At 50.2% G+C, this 16,953-nt stretch carries 14 protein-coding genes, 1 tRNA gene, 1 pseudogene and 1 riboswitch; of the genes and pseudogenes, 1 reads left to right on the forward strand and 15 read right to left on the reverse strand.

Annotated features, from left to right (window positions below; genetic code table 11):
• Positions 1 to 96 precede the first annotated feature (96 nt).
• The 11 genes and pseudogenes from tatC to recG form a co-directional block, all read right to left on the reverse strand.
• The gene (gene tatC, locus BQ2674_RS00060) at positions 97 to 804 is read right to left on the reverse strand and encodes a twin-arginine translocase subunit TatC (RefSeq protein WP_235828770.1); all 708 of its coding nucleotides are present in this window, start codon (positions 802 to 804) and stop codon (positions 97 to 99) included.
• Positions 788 to 1,195, reverse strand: coding sequence for a twin-arginine translocase TatA/TatE family subunit (locus BQ2674_RS00065; protein WP_075571863.1), 408 nt, complete (start codon positions 1,193 to 1,195; stop codon positions 788 to 790). Before BQ2674_RS00065 ends, tatC begins: the two co-directional genes overlap by 17 nt.
• Before the next feature lie 125 nt (positions 1,196 to 1,320).
• Positions 1,321 to 1,405: transfer RNA gene (locus tag BQ2674_RS00070), tRNA-Leu, on the reverse strand.
• 124 nt (positions 1,406 to 1,529) lie between these two features.
• Entirely contained in the window at positions 1,530 to 2,915 is a 1,386-nt protein-coding gene (locus tag BQ2674_RS00075) for an alanine/glycine:cation symporter family protein (RefSeq protein WP_075571864.1), read from the reverse strand.
• A 103-nt stretch (positions 2,916 to 3,018) separates the two neighbouring features.
• A riboswitch (glycine riboswitch) is annotated at positions 3,019 to 3,111 on the reverse strand.
• Between the two features lie 201 nt (positions 3,112 to 3,312).
• The gene (surE, locus tag BQ2674_RS00080; RefSeq protein ID WP_075571865.1) at positions 3,313 to 4,083 is read right to left on the reverse strand and encodes a 5'/3'-nucleotidase SurE; all 771 of its coding nucleotides are present in this window, start codon (positions 4,081 to 4,083) and stop codon (positions 3,313 to 3,315) included.
• A 10-nt stretch (positions 4,084 to 4,093) separates the two neighbouring features.
• Positions 4,094 to 5,347, reverse strand: a complete 1,254-nt coding sequence (locus tag BQ2674_RS00085; protein WP_075571866.1) for a glycosyltransferase family 2 protein — start codon at positions 5,345 to 5,347, stop codon at positions 4,094 to 4,096.
• Positions 5,348 to 5,360: 13 nt separating this feature from the next.
• The gene (gene pssA / locus BQ2674_RS00090) at positions 5,361 to 6,029 is read right to left on the reverse strand and encodes a CDP-diacylglycerol--serine O-phosphatidyltransferase (protein ID WP_075571867.1); all 669 of its coding nucleotides are present in this window, start codon (positions 6,027 to 6,029) and stop codon (positions 5,361 to 5,363) included.
• Positions 6,026 to 6,664: a phosphatidylserine decarboxylase gene (locus BQ2674_RS00095; protein WP_075571868.1), complete on the reverse strand. Its 639-nt coding sequence runs from the start codon at positions 6,662 to 6,664 to the stop codon at positions 6,026 to 6,028. Before BQ2674_RS00095 ends, pssA begins: the two co-directional genes overlap by 4 nt.
• Positions 6,665 to 6,669: 5 nt before the next feature.
• Positions 6,670 to 7,407 carry a WecB/TagA/CpsF family glycosyltransferase gene (locus tag BQ2674_RS00100; protein WP_075571869.1) on the reverse strand — a complete coding sequence of 246 codons (738 nt, stop codon included), beginning with the start codon at positions 7,405 to 7,407 and terminating at the stop codon, positions 6,670 to 6,672.
• A 16-nt stretch (positions 7,408 to 7,423) separates the two neighbouring features.
• Positions 7,424 to 8,881: an IMP dehydrogenase gene (gene guaB, locus BQ2674_RS00105; protein ID WP_075571870.1), complete on the reverse strand. Its 1,458-nt coding sequence runs from the start codon at positions 8,879 to 8,881 to the stop codon at positions 7,424 to 7,426.
• A 107-nt stretch (positions 8,882 to 8,988) separates the two neighbouring features.
• A pseudogene (gene recG, locus BQ2674_RS00110) lies at positions 8,989 to 11,034 on the reverse strand (ATP-dependent DNA helicase RecG); the annotation flags it as partial.
• Positions 11,035 to 11,203: 169 nt separating this feature from the next.
• Here recG and rpmB point away from each other — a divergent pair.
• Positions 11,204 to 11,395: a 50S ribosomal protein L28 gene (rpmB, locus tag BQ2674_RS00115; RefSeq protein WP_075571872.1), complete on the forward strand. Its 192-nt coding sequence runs from the start codon at positions 11,204 to 11,206 to the stop codon at positions 11,393 to 11,395.
• A gap of 94 nt (positions 11,396 to 11,489) precedes the next feature.
• Here rpmB and BQ2674_RS00120 read toward each other — a convergent pair whose 3' ends face one another.
• From BQ2674_RS00120 to ppsA, 4 genes are all read right to left on the reverse strand, one after another.
• Entirely contained in the window at positions 11,490 to 12,311 is an 822-nt protein-coding gene (locus BQ2674_RS00120; protein WP_075571873.1) for a pyruvate, water dikinase regulatory protein, read from the reverse strand.
• Entirely contained in the window at positions 12,312 to 12,953 is a 642-nt protein-coding gene (locus BQ2674_RS00125) for a helix-turn-helix transcriptional regulator (protein WP_075571874.1), read from the reverse strand. It abuts the gene before it with no gap.
• Positions 12,954 to 13,148: 195 nt separating this feature from the next.
• Entirely contained in the window at positions 13,149 to 14,345 is a 1,197-nt protein-coding gene (locus tag BQ2674_RS00130) for a YadA-like family protein (RefSeq protein WP_159427190.1), read from the reverse strand.
• 130 nt (positions 14,346 to 14,475) lie between these two features.
• Positions 14,476 to 16,869 carry a phosphoenolpyruvate synthase gene (gene ppsA, locus BQ2674_RS00135; protein WP_075571876.1) on the reverse strand — a complete coding sequence of 798 codons (2,394 nt, stop codon included), beginning with the start codon at positions 16,867 to 16,869 and terminating at the stop codon, positions 14,476 to 14,478.
• Positions 16,870 to 16,953 lie beyond the last annotated feature (84 nt).

Raw genomic sequence — 16,953 nt, forward strand, 5'->3', positions numbered from 1 at the left:
CAATTTTCTTGCATAATGGTACACCGTATTCTTACATTATAGCAAAAGAACCGCCCCCAACAAAGGGGCGGCGCTAATAAATACTGTATACAAGATTTATTTTCTCATCACGACGCGAACAATAAACAGGCTCATTTCATACAAAACGATAAGCGGCACGGCAATCATAGTCTGCGTAAAAATATCCGTCGTCGGCGAAACTATCGCCGCAAAGATAAAAGAAACGACAATGAGGATTTTCCGCTTCGACCGCAAGAAAGCGCTCGAGACGATACCCAGCCTGGCCAAAAAAATGACAATGAGCGGCAGCTCGAAGATAAAACCGAAGGGCAGGGTCAAGGCCATAAGAAAGGACAGGTATGCTTCCAAAGAAAACAGGGGCTGCAGCGATTGCGATGCAAAACTCATGAAAAAACCGACTGCCGCCGGGATGACGAAGCAATAGGCAAAAACGAGACCTCCGTAAAAAAGGACAATCGCCGACGGCAAAATCAAAAGGGCCGCCCGCTTTTCATCGGGCCACAGGGCCGGCGCAACAAAAGCCCACAATTCGTAGAGAAGAAGGGGCAAGGTTATGAGGACACCTGCAAAAACGGCGATTTCCAGGTATGTAAAGAAGACTTCCGCCGGATTCATGAAATAGAGCTTCCCTGCCGGCGCCGAAAGAAGAGCGATGATTTCGTCCACGTACGAATAGGCAAAGAACGAGGCTGTCCCTACGGCAATAAGGCATATAATGATTCGTTTTCTGAACTCCTGCAAGTGATCGCGCAAGGGCATTTCCTGCTTACTCTGTTCTGCCACCGTCCCGCTCCTGTTCTGCTGCCCGTGTTTCTATCCGCTCTTTCTGCACTGCGGCCGTCTCATTTTCGTCGGACCGGTCGCGCTTTGCCGGTGCCGTCACATCATTTGTCACACTCACTGCAGCCGCAGCCGCCTCTTCTTCGCGCAACAGCTCCTGCGCTTCGGAAAATTTCTTCATGGCATCCTTTACTTCCACCAACTCTATATCGACGGCCCTCTTACCGTTCTCTTTCGTATCCGCCGCCGCTTCGACAAGTTCATTGCCGGCTTTTTTTATTTCATTAATACTTTTACCCAACGTGCGGGCGATTTCAGGCAGCTTGTCCGGTCCGAACACGATGAGCGCAACAATGAAAACCAACACCATCTCGCTCATACCCACATTAAACATGACCGCACCCCTCCTTTAAAGCTTCTACTCGCTCAGTATAGCATACGCCGGAGCGGCCGCAAACAAATTGTTTGAGAAAGATTTTACGGGCAAAATAAAAACAGCACCGTAGGTGCTGTCTCCAGTGGTGCCGGAGGTGGGACTTGAACCCACACGACTGTTCATCGCTTGATTTTGAGTCAAGTGCGTCTGCCATTCCGCCACTCCGGCATATATTGTGCATTAACACAGTGATTATTGTATACTATGCGAACTACATCCGTCAAGGAGGAATTTTTACCGCCGAAAGCGGATTCCGCAGCTTCCTCCTTAACGAATGACGGCTTGTATATATTTATCGTTCCGCGTCGGTAACGACCTTTATATCCTGCTCAGTCGTTTCTTTTTCTTTAATATACGCGAAGTAGGCCTTTGTTTCGGCAACGACAACACTGCTCAGACCGATAAGGGCAATAAGATTCGGGATCGCCATCAGGCCGTTGACGATATCGGCGAGAATCCAGATGACATCAAGTTTAACGAAGGCACCGCAAGCAACGAGAATAATAAAGACAATACGGTACGGCATGATCCCCTTGACTCCTACGAGGTAGGCAATGCAGCGTTCGCCGTAATAATTCCAGCCAAGAATGGTCGTAAAAGCGAACAGTGTAAGCCCTACGCAAAGGATGAGGCTTCCCATCTGCGGATATGCCTGCTGAAAAGCCATATTGGTCAATGCCGCCCCGTTCACATCGCCAGTCCAGGAACCGCTGATAACAAGCACCAGTCCCGTCAGCGTACAAATAATAATTGTGTCGATGAAGGTCCCCGTCATGGATACGAGCCCCTGTTCGGCAGGCCATTTCGTCTTGGCGGCGGCCGCTACAATAGGAGCACTGCCGAGGCCGGATTCATTGGAAAATACACCGCGGGCCACACCGTTACGCATGGCCACAAGGACTGTAGCGCCGAGGAAGCCGCCGGCAGCAGCCGTCGGGGTAAAGGCGGCCGTAACGATTTCCGCCAAAGCCGCCGGAACCTGCGCTCTAAAAATGACGAGGAAGCCAACGGTAACGGCGATATAAATGGCCGCCATAGCCGGTACAACTTTGGATGCCGTCCTGGCAATGGATTGGAGCCCGCCGATGGTAACGGCTGCAACGACAAGCGTCAAAGCGGCGGCCGTATAAGGAACGGGAATATCCGTCGCAAGCTGCGTGATTTCGACAATCGCATTTACCTGCGCAAAGGTCCCGATACCGAAGAATGCGACAAGAACACCGAAGAACGCAAAAATAACCGCTAAAGGCTTAAACTTCTTACCGAGGCCTCTTTCAATATAATACATCGGGCCGCCGGCGATGTCGCCGTTTTTGTCAACCGTCCTGTACTTGACAGCCAGACATCCTTCGGCATACTTCGTCGCCATACCGACAAAAGCGGCCACCCACATCCAAAAGACGGCCCCCGGTCCGCCGGCATGAACAGCTGTTGCGACACCGACGATGTTTCCCGTCCCTACAGTGGCCGCCAAAGCCGTACACAGAGCCTTAAAGCTGTCAATGTCACCGTCACCGCGGTTTTCGGCGGCAAAGATCAATTTCAAGGCACGAGGCAGCCTGAAGAGTTGAATAAGACTCAGGCGAACCGTCAGTATGATCCCCGTCCCGATAAGAAGGAGCAGCAAGGGCGGCCCCCAAATAAAACTGTCTACGGCATTCAACATGTCTACATTCATTTTAAATCGACTCCCTTTTTCTTAAAATAAAAAACCTGTCACCGTATACTCCGGAGACAGGAAAAAGGAAAACGTATCTATATACGTCACGTCGCAATAGATCGTTTCACGCTCTGTCCTTTTGCCTGAGAGATAAGAAATACTGTGTATTTCGTGCACCTTCGGCGCCCGTTAGGGACTCTCCAGAGATATGTCCGCACATGGTCTTCGTCCGTATAGGACACCTGAGAGTTTAACTCCTTCGGTAGACAGCCGAGTCTTCTCCCACATGCTTCATCCATCTATATTCGGTTGTTGCCATTATAAATCAAGGCTTGTATTTATGCAAGCCCTTTTCTTTAAAGGACAGTGTCAATTTGTTATTGCAATTTACAATGTCCCTTTACTTTACCAATCTTCAATGACCGTTGTGAATCAAGTTCTCCACCGTCTCCATAACCGCCGTTGCCGTCTGTTGCCAGCGCAGAGGCGTCACGGTTATATGGCCTTCGCGAATATGAGCTACATCCGTGTTCTTCGGCGCATCGGTCATGTCTATATCACCGACGACGCGGAAGCAGGCAGCTCCGTCGAGATCGCTTTTCTTCAAGATTACATTATTGTATATCTGCACGGTCTGGGGCACGACGACAACGTTTTCCAACGTAATCTCTCCGTTACGGGCCGGCACGTTCAGATTTAAGATGCCCGGAAATTTTCCGCCCACAATAACACTGTCAATCAGCTTCGTAACGAGATATGCCGTTTCCATACACCGCTTTTCATTCATCCTGCCGAGGGATGCCGCAATGGCCGGCACCTGATAGTAAAGGCCTTCCATAGCTGCCGACACGGTACCGGAATAAAGAACGTCACTGCCCAGGTTATACCCGTCGTTAATGCCGGAAATGATAAGATCCGGTAAGTTATCCGTAAGGAAAAACTCCATAGCCGCTTTCACGCAGTCTACAGGCGTACCGTTGACAGCTATTTTACGCACATTGGCATATTCGCTTTCCAACTCGCGCCAATAGAGATTCTTATTAATTGTCATGGAATGTGACGCGGCACTTCGCTGGCCGACCGGCGCGACAATGGTTACCTTTTCGGCGTAGGCGGCCGTCACCTTTTCCAAAATCCGTATGCCCCGTGCCGACACGCCGTCGTCGTTGGTCAATAAAATATGCATATAGTCGCTCCTATTTTTTATTTTCCTTGCGCAACAACTTCGTATTACCGTAAGAAACGGCCCGCGTATGTATAGTATGACTCCACTTCATATCATGTCTATCTCTGAAACCGAGGAAATTTACGGGAATCCAGCTGTACATGAACAAAGGATATACAATGAGATAAAGCCACGATTTTAACGGTACTTTTATTTGCAGCAGCACAATAACGGGAATCGCGTATTGGGCTATAAAGAGAAACGTCCAAATTTCCATGGGTACGAGCTGATTCAGTATATTCGTATAAAACGGATAAAAGGACGTATTAATGTACGACAGAAAGGCATATATAGTCGACATCATCATAAAAAACGGTTGCGACAACGTGATGATGCCGTCAAGCATGCGAATATTTCCGGTCCGTATACCTTTGGTAAAAAGTTTCGGTATAAACCGTTCGCCGCAGTCACACTGCCCTTGAGCCCATCGCTTGCGCTGCCGCCACGAGGGCCAAAAGGAGACGACCTTTTCATCGTAAATAATGGCGTCATGAGCCCAACAGGTTCGCACACCTTCGAGAAGAATTTTCATGGAAAATTCCATATCCTCCGTCAGGCAATCACAGCCCCAACCGTATCTTCTGACGACATCCGTCGCAATACACATGCCCGTGCCGCCCAAGGCCGTCGACAGGCCGATATTATATTTAGCCCGATGCCACATGTGGTTAATGAGCCAAAAGGCGATGGAAAAGGTGCCGGCAATCCATGAGTCCGTCGGATTCTTAGAATCCATATACCCTTGAATGACCTTTTCTCCCTTACACAGGTGGTTGTTCATTTCGCGCAAAAACTCGGGATGAACCAAATTGTCCGCATCAAAAACGACAAAGGCGTCATACTGCTTTTCCTGCTGCAAAAGTCGCTCAAACATCCAATCCATGGCATAACCCTTGCCGACATCTTCCGCATTGACGCGCACTTTGACAAAAGCACCGCAGCTCTCGCAAACTTCGGCCGTCCTGTCCGTACAATTATCGGCGACGACATAAATATCATACATGTGGCGCGGATAATTGAGGTCATAAAGGTTGTCAATAAGTGCCCCTACAACCAGCTCTTCATTGTGGGCGCAAATGACGACCGCAAAGGTATGCCGCGGCGGTGCCATGGTCTTATCTTCTTTTTTGATTAAGCCGAAAAGAGCAAGCACAAAATAATATAACGTATAAAAGACGATAATTACTTGTACCGGAATCATCAGCAAATCCGCTATATATTCCATCAAAACTCCCGGTTTACACGCGCATTCCGTTCATAGCCGTGTTAATCAATCCGAATACAATATATAAGGCGAAGGGCAGTGTAATAACCAGATGCCAGTCGTAGAAGACAATGGCTGCACCGATGAGGAGCGTAGCGGCTAAGGCCGACTTGTGCAATATATCCGCACTCTGCCCTTTAAAATCGGGGTGATGAATTTTGCTGACCAAATCATAACCTACAAGCACCATTAACACCGCAACCAAGGCAGGAGGCAGCTGAACGCCCGAAAGGACGTATGTCGCAAAGAGACAGCCGCCGTTAGGAATGGGCATGCCCTGAAAATATCCGTGGACGATACTCGTATTTATGTTAAATCGGGCAAGTCTGATACCGCCGAGAGCAGCGTAAATGAGAACAGGTATGACCGCAACCCAGCCTAATGTATGAAGCGTGTAGTTATAGACCAAAAAAGCCGACGCTGCGCCGAAAGAAACGCAGTCCGCCAATGAGTCGAGTTCTTTGCCGAAGTCACCGCTCACACCGAGAGCACGTGCGGACCTGCCGTCCATGGCATCACAGAGCATGGCGAAAAAGATACAAAGAGCCGCCCAGAAAAAATTGCCCTGTGCGGACAATATCATACTGAGTACGCCGAAACATAAATTACCGGATGTAAATAAGCAGGGAATTACATTTTTCATTCTACGATCCTCCCGATTACCGATTCTCCGCCGCGAACGCGATCGCCCTTTTTGACGAAAATCTCCACATTATCCTGTACATATACTTCAATACAGGAACCGAATTTTATCATGCCGTACAACTGGCCGTGCTCCAACACGTCGCCCAAGGTAACCCACGACACGACACGCCGCGCCAGGACGCCTGCAATGAGCGTGATCAAAAATTTTGTCTTGCCGTTGTCTATGCCCAAAGAATACCGTTCGTTCTCATAGCCTACGCCTTCTTTATAAGCAGGACGAAAACGGCCGCACGTATATTGTTGAAATTTAATGATGCCCGACAGGGGCGTACGATTTACGTGGGCATCGAAGATGGACAGAAAAATAACGATACGGCGGCATTCCTGCCCTAAATACAAGTCCTCATTCACCTTCCCGACACTGACAACCGTACCGTCCGCCGGTGATACAAGGAGCGCTTCGTCGGCAGGAATAATACGATGGGGATTGCGAAAAAAATACATAAAATATGCCGCCAATACAAAGGGCACGACGGCAACGTACAAATTCATGAAATACGCCGCTGCCAGGGCCAATATAAGCGGCACGGCAATAAAAATATACCCGTCTTCAATGATAAAGGGTTTTTTCATCTCGTTCACCTCGCCCCGGAATTTTTGCCGAACTTCACGGCAGCGACAAACTTGGGCAATGCCAACATACGCAAAGCTCTGCTCGGCTCTTTATACAAGCGGAAAAGCCATTCGAGGCGGTGTTTCTGCATCCACGCAGGCGCCCGGCATACCTTCCCGGCGAGAACGTCGAAGGTACCTCCCACACCCATGCAAACGCACGGTCCCAGTTCATACCGATGCTTGCTGATCCATTTTTCCTGCTTCGGTACGCCCAAGGCGACGAAGAGAATCTGCGTACCCGAGTTTCGTATGTCTTCAATAATATTTTTTTCTTCCTCCGCCGTAAAAAAGCCGGAGTGAATGCCCGCAACGGAAAGTTTACCGACAACCTTCTCCATATTGGCGGCGGCTAATTCGGCAATACCCGGCGCGCCGCCGAAGAAATAAACCTTCGTCCCCTTGGCGGCACCGGCCTCCATGAGACTGCACGCCAAATCCACGCCGGCAACGCGTTCTTTAAAGCACTTGCCTTGCTGCTCCGCCGCCCATAGAACGCCGGCGCCGTCAGGAACAACCATATCGGCATCCTGTAAAATCCGCGCCAGTTCCTCGTCTTCACGGGCTTTTATCAACATTTCCGCGTTGGCTGTAGCAATAGACGCGGCTCTTCCTTCTTCAATGCACTGAAATACAAAGTCCGTCGCCTCCCGCATGGAAACATTTTGTACGGGTATGGACAATATTTCGATAGCGTCGTTCATGACGACCCTCCGCTTCCTAGTTTACGCTGTAGTTCGGAGCTTCCTTCGTAATGCTGATGTCATGAGGATGGCTTTCCCGCAAACCGGCACTTGTAATCTGAATAAACTGCGTATTTTCAATCATTTCTTTGATCGTATGGCAGCCGCAATATCCCATACTTGCGCGCAAGCCGCCGACCATTTGGAAAATCGTGCTTGCCGCCGGTCCCTTGTACGGTACTCGGCCTTCAATGCCTTCGGGTACGAGCTTCTTTGCATCTTCCTGAAAGTAACGATCCTTACTGCCCTTTTCCATGGCTCCGATAGAGCCCATACCGCGATATACTTTATAGCTGCGGCCCTGGTAAATAATCGTTTCGCCCGGACTTTCTTCCGTGCCGGCCAGAACATTGCCGATCATGACCACATTGCCGCCGGCAGCGATAGCCTTGGCCATATCGCCGGAATACTTAATACCGCCGTCGGCAATAATGGGAATACCGAAGCGCTGTGCCACTTGAGCGCATTCATAGACGGCCGTAATTTGCGGCACGCCGATACCCGCAATAATACGGGTCGTACAGATAGAGCCCGGTCCTATACCGACCTTAACGGCATCTACACCGCATTCAATGAGAGCTTCCGTTGCGGCGGCCGTCGCGACATTGCCGGCAATGACCGGAAGATGGGGATAGGCTTTTTTAATTTCTTTCAACGTATTCAACACACCCTGCGAATGACCGTGCGCCGTATCAATGACGACGACATCCAGTTTAGCCGCTACGAGAGCATCAATGCGATCAATCATATCATGCGTTACGCCGACGGCGGCCGCGACGAGAAGCCGACCGTCCGAGTCTTTTGCGGAATTCGGATATTTCGTAGCTTTTTCAATATCCTTAATCGTAATGAGTCCCTTCAGGTTGTTGTCTTTATCGACAAGAGGCAGCTTTTCAATGCGGTGGCGGCGAAGAATTTCCCGGGCTTCCGCCAGGGACGTGCCGACCGGTGCCGTAACCAGGTTCTCCCGTGTCATCGTATCACCGATGCGCCGGCTCATATCTTCTTCAAAACGCATGTCCCTGTTTGTAATGATGCCTACGAGCTTGCCGTCGACCGTAATGGGAACGCCGGAAATGCGATATTTGCCCATGAGTTCATTGGCGTCGGCTAAAATATTGTCGGGGTGAAGAAAAATAGGATCAATAATAATACCGTGTTCCGACCGTTTCACTTTATCTACTTCCCGTGCCTGCTCGGCAATGGACATGTTCTTATGAATAACGCCGATGCCGCCTTCACGGGCAACGGCAATAGCCATGGGAGCTTCCGTAACCGTATCCATGCCGGAGCTCATAATAGGTACGTTCAGTTTTATATCCCGTGTTAAATTGGTGGAAATATCCACATCCTTCGGTAATACGTCGGATTTAGCCGGTACCAGCAGCACATCATCAAAGGTAAGACCTTGTATGCCAAATTTATCAGTTCTCATATTCACACCTCTATAAAATGTAATAAAGGGAATTTTCACCCACAACAGCTTTATCCCTAATTATAACGGATAATCGACATTATGTATATATTACATTACGTTATGACTTAATTGTCGAGGATTTTCGTAAAATCGGCACCGAAACGGATTTTTAACATGTCCACCGCTTTTTCTTCATTACCGAACTTGCGTAAATACGAGGCCGCCGCTTCCCGCGCCGGTACGAGCAGGTCCGCATCACCGATGACGTCGGCAACATGCAGATCCGGCAGGCCGTGCTGCATGTAGCCGAAAAGCTGTCCCGAGCCGCGCAGGAGCAGGTCCTTTTCCGACAAGGTGAATCCGTCGTAAACGGTTTCCATCCATTTCAGGCGCAGCCGCGTCTCTTTCGTGCCACCTTTAGCCATGAGAATGCAGTAAGCCTGCAAATTGCCGCGGCCGACGCGTCCCCGCAGCTGGTGCAGCTGCGCCAGGCCGAAGCGCTCCGCCCCGTCAATGAGAATGAGTGTCGCCTTCGGGACGCTGATGCCCACCTCAATGACGCTCGTCGCGACAAGGATATCTATGCGGCCTGCGCGAAAGCTTTCCATAACCGTCTCTTTTTCTTTTCCTGCCATGCGGCCGTGCACGAGACCGCATACACGCGACTTAAAAACATGATGCTGCAAATCTTCATACATAGCCGTTGCCGCCTGCAGATCCGCCTGTTCCGATTCTTCCACGAGGGGGCAGACAACATAACACTGCCGCCCTTCTGCAATTAACTTCTCCATGAACGCATATATGCGCTGCCGCATACCTTCGCCTACGGCATAGGTTTTGACCGGTTTTCGCCCCGGCGGCATTTCCCGAATGGACGACACGTCGAGGTCGCCGTAAACGGACAGCGCCAAGGTACGCGGAATGGGCGTGGCCGTCATGAAGAGTGTGTGCACGTTATACCCCTTGTCGCGCAGTGCCGCACGTTGGCCGACGCCGAAACGATGCTGTTCATCCGTCACGACGAGGGCAAGACTTGCAAAAACCACATCCTTTTGAATGAGAGCGTGCGTGCCGATGAGGATATCGATGTTCCGCACGGCCAAGTCTTCCAAAAGCTCCCGCCGTTCACCGGCACCGATACGCCCTGTCAGCAAGGCAATTTTCACGGGTAAATGTGCAAAAAGACGGACAAATTCTTCATAGTGCTGAGTCGCCAATATTTCCGTCGGTGCCATAAGCGCCCCCTGATAACCGCTTTCTACGGCCTTGGCCAAGGCGAGGGCGGCGACTACGGTCTTGCCCGAGCCTACATCCCCCTGGACGAGGCGTCGCATGGGGCTTGACCTTTCCAAGTCGTTTTGTATATCCGAAAAGGCGGAAACCTGATCCTTTGTCAAAGAAAAAGGCAGGTTTTCTATAAGGCCCTTAACGAGACTTCCGTTCGGTCCGAATTTAACGGCACGACCGGCCTTTTCCCTCTGCCGCTTCAAAAGTAAGCCCACCTGGAGTGAAAAGAGCTCCTCAAAGGCAAGCTTTCGCCGTGCCTCGCGCAAGGCCTCAAAGGATGCCGGAAAATGAACCGTCTTATATGTATATGCGTCGACAACATTGCCCGTAACCTCGGCCGACAAAAGCTCCGGCAATTCGCCTGCATATTCCTGTAAATTGGCAAACACGTATGTCACGGCACGGCGAAAATCCGATTGATAGAGGCCGTCCGTAAGGGCATAAATCGGTACAAGGCCGCCTGCTTCCGCTCTTCCCGCTTCCGCTTCAGGCGCGTTCATCTGCAACTTGCCGTAAGCCCGTTCAACCTTGCCGAAAGCATGAAGAATCATGTCCTTGCGGAACTGCCGCTTCTTAAAAGACTGATTAAACCAGACGAGTTCCATGGCACCCGTACCGTCGCTGATGATTACTTTCAAGAGCGACATACCGCGGCGGGGCCGCAGTTCCTGAACGGCTAGGACCGTCCCGTTAATGAGGACGGCACGATCCTCTTTCCCCGTCAAATCGCCGATGCGGAAAATACGCGAACGATCTTCATATGCCCGCGGAAAATATTGTATCAAGTCGCCTACCGTATAGACGCCGACTTTTGTAAAAAGCACCGCTTTTTGTTTGCCTATTCCCTTTATCGTCGTAATTGATTGAGCCATTATATCCCTACATGTATCATAAGTCGGAGCCGAAAGTCGCTCCTTGTTATTTTTTCGTTTCTATTGTACCATACTCTTGTACACTGAAGCATGAAGAGAAAGGGTCGAATACTTGCCTTGACTCACTTTTTGTGATATGATTCCAATGTTGTACTGTAACACTGCAAGGAGGTGTGTAGTCATGGCAAATTATTGTGAAGTTTGCGGCAAAGGTACTATGAGCGGTATGAACGTCAGTCATTCCCACTTGAAAACAAAGAGAACGTGGAAGCCCAATATCCAAAGAGTACGTGCCATCGTAGACGGCGAAGTAAAACGGATTAACGTCTGCACTCGTTGCCTTCGTTCCGGCAAAGTACAACGCGATGCGTAGCTCAATATAAAAAGAGATGATTCGCAAGGAGTCATCTCTTTTTATTATGCACTCATATAAAAAGGGTCGCACCTGTCGGCACGGCCCTCTTTGTTTATTCGTCATATAATTCTTTATTTCGTTTGACAATATCCAAAATAAGGTTGGCCGTTTCCTCAATGGCTTTAGCCGATACGTCGATAACCGGGCAATGAAGGCGGCGCATGACGTTTTGGGCGTACTCCAGTTCTTCGTTTATCCGTTCCACATTGGCATAGCTTGCATCCGGCTCCAGGCCCATCGTACGGAGCCGTTCGGAACGAATAAAGTTGAGCTTAAAGGGATCGATAATGAGGCCGACGATTTTCCGTGCCGGTATTTCAAAAAGTTCCTGCGGCAACGGCACTTCCGGAACCAAGGGCAGATTGGCCGCTTTGACTCGCTTACCGGCTAAATACATGGATAAGGGAGTTTTAGACGTACGCGAGACACCGATAATAACAACGTCGGCCTTCAAGAAACCCATCGGATTTTTTCCGTCGTCAAATTTAACGGCGAACTCAATGGCGTCGACACGCTTAAAATATTCTCCGTCCAGCCGGTGAATCATGCCGGCCTTCATCGTCGGCACCGTATTGGTTAACGTACCGATGCCGTTCATCATGGGTCCGATAATATCGACGACAGAAATATGCGTGCCTGCGGTCAGAGCCTGCAGCTTTTTACGTAGGGCCGGTGAAATGATCGTATAACAAATCATGGCATTTTCGTCAATGGCTTTTTTTACTATTTCTTCTATTTGCTGCTCTGAACGAATATAAGGCATGCGAACGATATGAAATTCCTGTTTGTCATATTGGCTTGCCGCCGCACGGGCAACGCGTTCCGCCGTCTCGCCGAGTGAATCGGAACAAGCGTAAATAACGGGTTTGTCCATTTATTCTCTCCTCCCCATGGCGCAGTCCGCGAAGATGCGCGTAATGTTGGTCTTGGAAATACGTCCTAAAACATGAAGCTCCTTCTTTTTCGTCTTTTCGTCTTCCGCGACGCGGACAACGGGAATGCAGTCCACTTCATAATCAAGCAGCCTTTGGGCCGCCACGATGGCCGTCTCACCGCTTTCTGCGTAAATAATTTTACTGACCGGCGTCATGACCATGCGCACCGGCAGGGAGCGCAAGTCATTATTTCCCATAGCCGCCTTGAGCAAATCCTTGCGCGACACGAGACCGACGAGGACATCGTCGGAAGCGACAAACACGGTCCCCACGTCTTCCGTAAAAATAGCGATGACCGCATCATAGGCCGTCGCCTTTTCGCCGACAATGACGGGCTGCGAGAGATAGGTGTTGACCTTTATTTCCATAAGCGTGCGGGACAACAGATCTTCTTCCTTATGGCCTGTAAAGAAGTAGCCCAGCTTCGGCCGCGCGCCAATAAGACCGAGCATCATTAAAATAGCCAAATCCGACCGCAAGGCCGCCCTTGTCACGTGCAGCTGCGCCGCTATGTGCTGCCCCGTTATAGGGCTGCTTGTACGTACAATTTCCAAAATTCGTTCCTGTCGCTCAGATAGCACGCATTTCACCTCCTGCGCACAAAATCAGTATATGCTGTTGTTATTTATATTACTATATTTATACGTAAATTAAAAGTATGCAGACCATATCGGCATATACTCATTTGCATAACGAGAGAATCCCGCTGCTCACAGCGTGAGCGGACGGGATTCATCTTATCCGGCAAAAGGCTATACCGTCTCTCGCACCTTATCTTAATTCATGCCGATATGCCTGGACATGGCTTCGAGCTTCTGCTGCAGCATGTCAAGTTGTTCCTGCTGCTTTTCGTTGGCCTTCCTCAAGGCCTCATTTTCCTTGACTAATCGGTTCAGCACTTCCGGCTCCTGCCCGGAAAGCATCTTTCCCTGCGCCTTATCGCCGCTGCCGATTTTGATCGTTGCCCCGACATTATACATTTTTTCACCGTTGCCGAAAGCCGCGCCGGCATGGAGGAGGAGATTTTTGTCCGTAAAGTGGGCAATACCCAGGGCTGTTGCCGTCTTACCGCTGTAATGACCGACGGCTGCCATGATTTGCGTAGGTGCCGCCGCATCATACTGCAATGTCTGCAAACCGCCGATGGCTGCCGAAAGAGCACCGACCTTGTCGAGACGACCGTCAAGCTGCTGCACTTGCCGCTGCGTTTGTACCTGCATGCTTTCCACGCCGGCAATACGGTTATCGACACGGCCGATTTCCTGCGCCGTCTGTGCCTGACCGGCAGCTACGACGGTCAAGGCCTTTTCTTCCACCGTTTTCAATTGAATTACGTTTACGGCATCCGTATCATCCGTTCCGGCGGCAACACCGATGATTTGCCGCGTAATTTCGCTTGCACTTGAACCGACAGAAACAGGCCCGCGTGTAGACTGCCAAGCTGATGTCGTCTTTCCGTCAGCCAAATACCCGGCACGTCCGGCATCGATATCTCCCGTTTCGGAACGGGCGCCCAAGGCTACACTGCCGTTTCCCCTGGATTTGGAGAAATAGCCGACCGATACGCTTTCATCACCGCGGCTGTCCGCATAGGAGCCGATAGCGACATCTCCTGTTCTATTCATGCCGGCCGATGCGTTGCTGCCGACGACGACAGCGTTTTTAGACCCCGTTGCTCCCGTTAATTGTCCTACAAGGGTAGACCCCTCTCCGGCTCCGCCGGAGCTGTTTCCCAACACGGTCGTATCACGGCCCAAATCATCCATTGTGCCGTGATGTCCGTAGCCTATGGCGAGTACATTTTTATTACTCCACCCTGTGCTTGCAATTCCTTGATTAGTTCCGATAAAAATTCCATTTTGATCACTATCAAATTTAACTTCCGGGGTCGTGCCCGTTTCGGGTATTGCTGCATAAACGGCATTCGCACTGCACACCAGTGTCGCTAAAACTGCGGCCGTTACCATTTTCATACTTGCGGTTTTCCTGAACATGTTCATAACAAAGATCTCCTTAAATTATATTTATGAAACCGGCTCCGAGATATAAAGAAAGGTACTTCTATATCTTGAAGCCGGTTTACAAGACATATTTATTTTACAGTTACCAATTATAATCTTCCGTATCCGCTCTGCCCCTGCCGGTGAGAGAATCCATAAGGATGCGCTGTTCGATTTGAGCTACGCTCTTGCGTGTAGCCGCAACTACATCGGGGTTGACGGAAATGGAATCGATACCGCTCTTAATCAGGAATTCCGTAAAGTCCGGATATACGCTCGGCGCCTGACCGCAAATGGAAACGGTCTTGCCTTCTTTATGAGCCACTTCGATGAGATGGCGAATAGCCCGTTTAACGGCGAGATTCCGTTCGTCAAAGAGAGGAGCTACCGTTTCGTTATCCCTGTCGCAGCCCATGACGAGCATGGTCAAATCGTTGGAACCGATGGAATACCCGTCAACAAATTTATTGAACTGATCCGCCAAAATAATATTGGACGGAATTTCCGCCATGAGCCATACTTTGAAATCCGGCCCGCGGTGTAATCCTTCCGCATCCATGAGGGATACAATCCGTTCCATTTCGTCAACGCGGCGGCAGAAAGGAACCATGACATTCAAATTCTTAAGGCCGAACTCTTCACGTACTTTACGGACCGCTCTCAATTCCAACTTGAAAGCCTCAATGTACTTGGGATCATAGTATCGTGAAGCACCGCGCCAACCGAGAAGAGCACTGCTTTCCACGGGCTCGAATTTATCGCCGCCTTTAAGATCGCGGTACTCGCTGGACTTAAAGTCGCTGAAGCGCAGCGTTACCGGGCGGGGCGCCATAGCCTGGCACATCTTGCGGATACCTTCGGCCAACTGGTCGACAACCCGTTCGGGATGACCGATTTCGATGAGATAGAGCGGATGCTCATGAATGAAAGTCGTCCAAATGAATTCTTCCCGCATGAGCCCGATGCCGTCGCAGGGTAATACACTGTATTTTTCCGCCATATCGGGATTGCCGAGATTCATGTAAATTTTCGTTCCCGTAACGGGTGCCGCTTCCGCAACGGTTACGGAACCGCCCTGCGCAGCCCCTTCCTGCGGTTTGACGAGATCTTCCACATAGCCTTCGTAGACGACACCGTTCGTCGCGTCAACCGTAATTTCCGTACCGTCCTTAATCGTAGTCGTCGCTTCCGTGCTGCGGCTCTTTGTACCGACAATGCAGGGAATTCCCAGCTCGCGGCTGACGATGGAGGCGTGGCAGGTCATACCGCCGGCATCCGTGACAATTGCCTTAGCTTTTTTCATGGCCGGAACCCAATCGGGCGCCGTCATGGTCGTGACGAGAATTTCGCCGTCCTTAAACTCGCCGATGCGGGACGGATCCAAGATGACATGCGCTTTACCTGCAGCGCGTCCCGGGCTGGCAGGCAATCCTTTTACTACGATTACGCGTTCCGTTGTCGTTTCCATAGCATCTCCTTGTACAGCGCCTTTGCCGTCTTTATTCTTTTTGGACCAAACCGTTTCCGGGCGGGCCTGCAAGAGCCAAATCTTGCCGTTCCGTTCGTCAACGCCCCATTCCATATCCATGTAGCAGCCGTAATGCTTTTCAATGGCTTTGGCATAAGATGCCAGTTCCCTGACCTGTTCTTCCGTCAAAACCTGCACCTTTTGCAATTCCTTCGGCACAGGCAGTTCTTCACAATCACCGCCTGCTTTGCGTACGAGTTGAATCGGCTTCGTATTAATCATCTTCGAAACGATGGACAGGTCATCTTTTTTCACGCGGAAGTTATCGGGCGTAACCGTTCCCTGTACGACGTATTCACCAAGACCCCAGGCACCTTCGATGGTAATGGTCGAGTCATCACCGGTGACGAGGTCGACCGTAAACATAACGCCGGAGCTCTTGGAAAAAACCATCATCTGTACGGCAGCGCTGAGGGCGACTTCAAGATGATCAAATCCCTTCTTCGTGCGGTAATAAGTGGCTCTGTCCGTAAAGGTCGAGGCATAACATTCCTTTACTTTTTGAATAACCATGTCCGCGCCCTTGACATTCAAATATGTATCCTGTTGGCCCGCAAAGCTGGCATCAGGCAAATCTTCCGCCGTGGCGCTGGAACGAACAGCAACGAACGGTTCCGCTTCGCCCACCTTTTTACCCAGTTCATCATAACTTTTTCTGATGGATTCAGCCAACTCCTGCGGCATGTCGGCCGCGCAAATGGCGTCACGCACCTTCGCCGTAACGATACGGAGCTGTACAGGGTCTTCCACATCCGTCAATTCTTTCAATAATTCTTCTATTTTCTTATCGAGGCCCGTTTTCCGCATGAAATATCTGTAGCCTGCAGCCGTTGTCGCAAATCCGTAAGGAACGGGCACGTTTGTAGCCGATGTTAATTCTCCTAAAGAAGAAGATTTACCGCCTACAATATTCACATCTTCCCGGCGCAGCTCATCAAACCATAAAACAAATGCAGTATTTCTGTCCATGTGTGATTACCTCCAATGAAATGTCTTTGGTAAATACCTGTTTTAATTTTCCTCGCTTATATAGTATACAATTCAACCTTCTCC

It is taken from the genome of Megasphaera coli, from assembly GCF_900095855.1.
Taxonomy (GTDB): domain Bacteria; phylum Bacillota; class Negativicutes; order Veillonellales; family Megasphaeraceae; genus Megasphaera; species Megasphaera massiliensis_A.

Coding starts and splice junctions, on each gene's coding strand:
- ppsA (WP_075571876.1), bottom strand. CDS start 16,869: ATGGACAGAAATACTGCATTTGTTTTATGGTTTGATGAGCTGCGCCGG.
- BQ2674_RS00065 (WP_075571863.1), bottom strand. CDS start 1,195: ATGTTTAATGTGGGTATGAGCGAGATGGTGTTGGTTTTCATTGTTGCG.
- BQ2674_RS00095 (WP_075571868.1), bottom strand. CDS start 6,664: ATGAAAAAACCCTTTATCATTGAAGACGGGTATATTTTTATTGCCGTG.
- BQ2674_RS00100 (WP_075571869.1), bottom strand. CDS start 7,407: ATGAACGACGCTATCGAAATATTGTCCATACCCGTACAAAATGTTTCC.
- guaB (WP_075571870.1), bottom strand. CDS start 8,881: ATGAGAACTGATAAATTTGGCATACAAGGTCTTACCTTTGATGATGTG.
- pssA (WP_075571867.1), bottom strand. CDS start 6,029: ATGAAAAATGTAATTCCCTGCTTATTTACATCCGGTAATTTATGTTTC.
- BQ2674_RS00130 (WP_159427190.1), bottom strand. CDS start 14,345: ATGAAAATGGTAACGGCCGCAGTTTTAGCGACACTGGTGTGCAGTGCG.
- surE (WP_075571865.1), bottom strand. CDS start 4,083: ATGCATATTTTATTGACCAACGACGACGGCGTGTCGGCACGGGGCATA.
- BQ2674_RS00075 (WP_075571864.1), bottom strand. CDS start 2,915: ATGAATGTAGACATGTTGAATGCCGTAGACAGTTTTATTTGGGGGCCG.
- BQ2674_RS00120 (WP_075571873.1), bottom strand. CDS start 12,311: ATGGACAAACCCGTTATTTACGCTTGTTCCGATTCACTCGGCGAGACG.
- BQ2674_RS00085 (WP_075571866.1), bottom strand. CDS start 5,347: ATGGAATATATAGCGGATTTGCTGATGATTCCGGTACAAGTAATTATC.
- rpmB (WP_075571872.1), top strand. CDS start 11,204: ATGGCAAATTATTGTGAAGTTTGCGGCAAAGGTACTATGAGCGGTATG.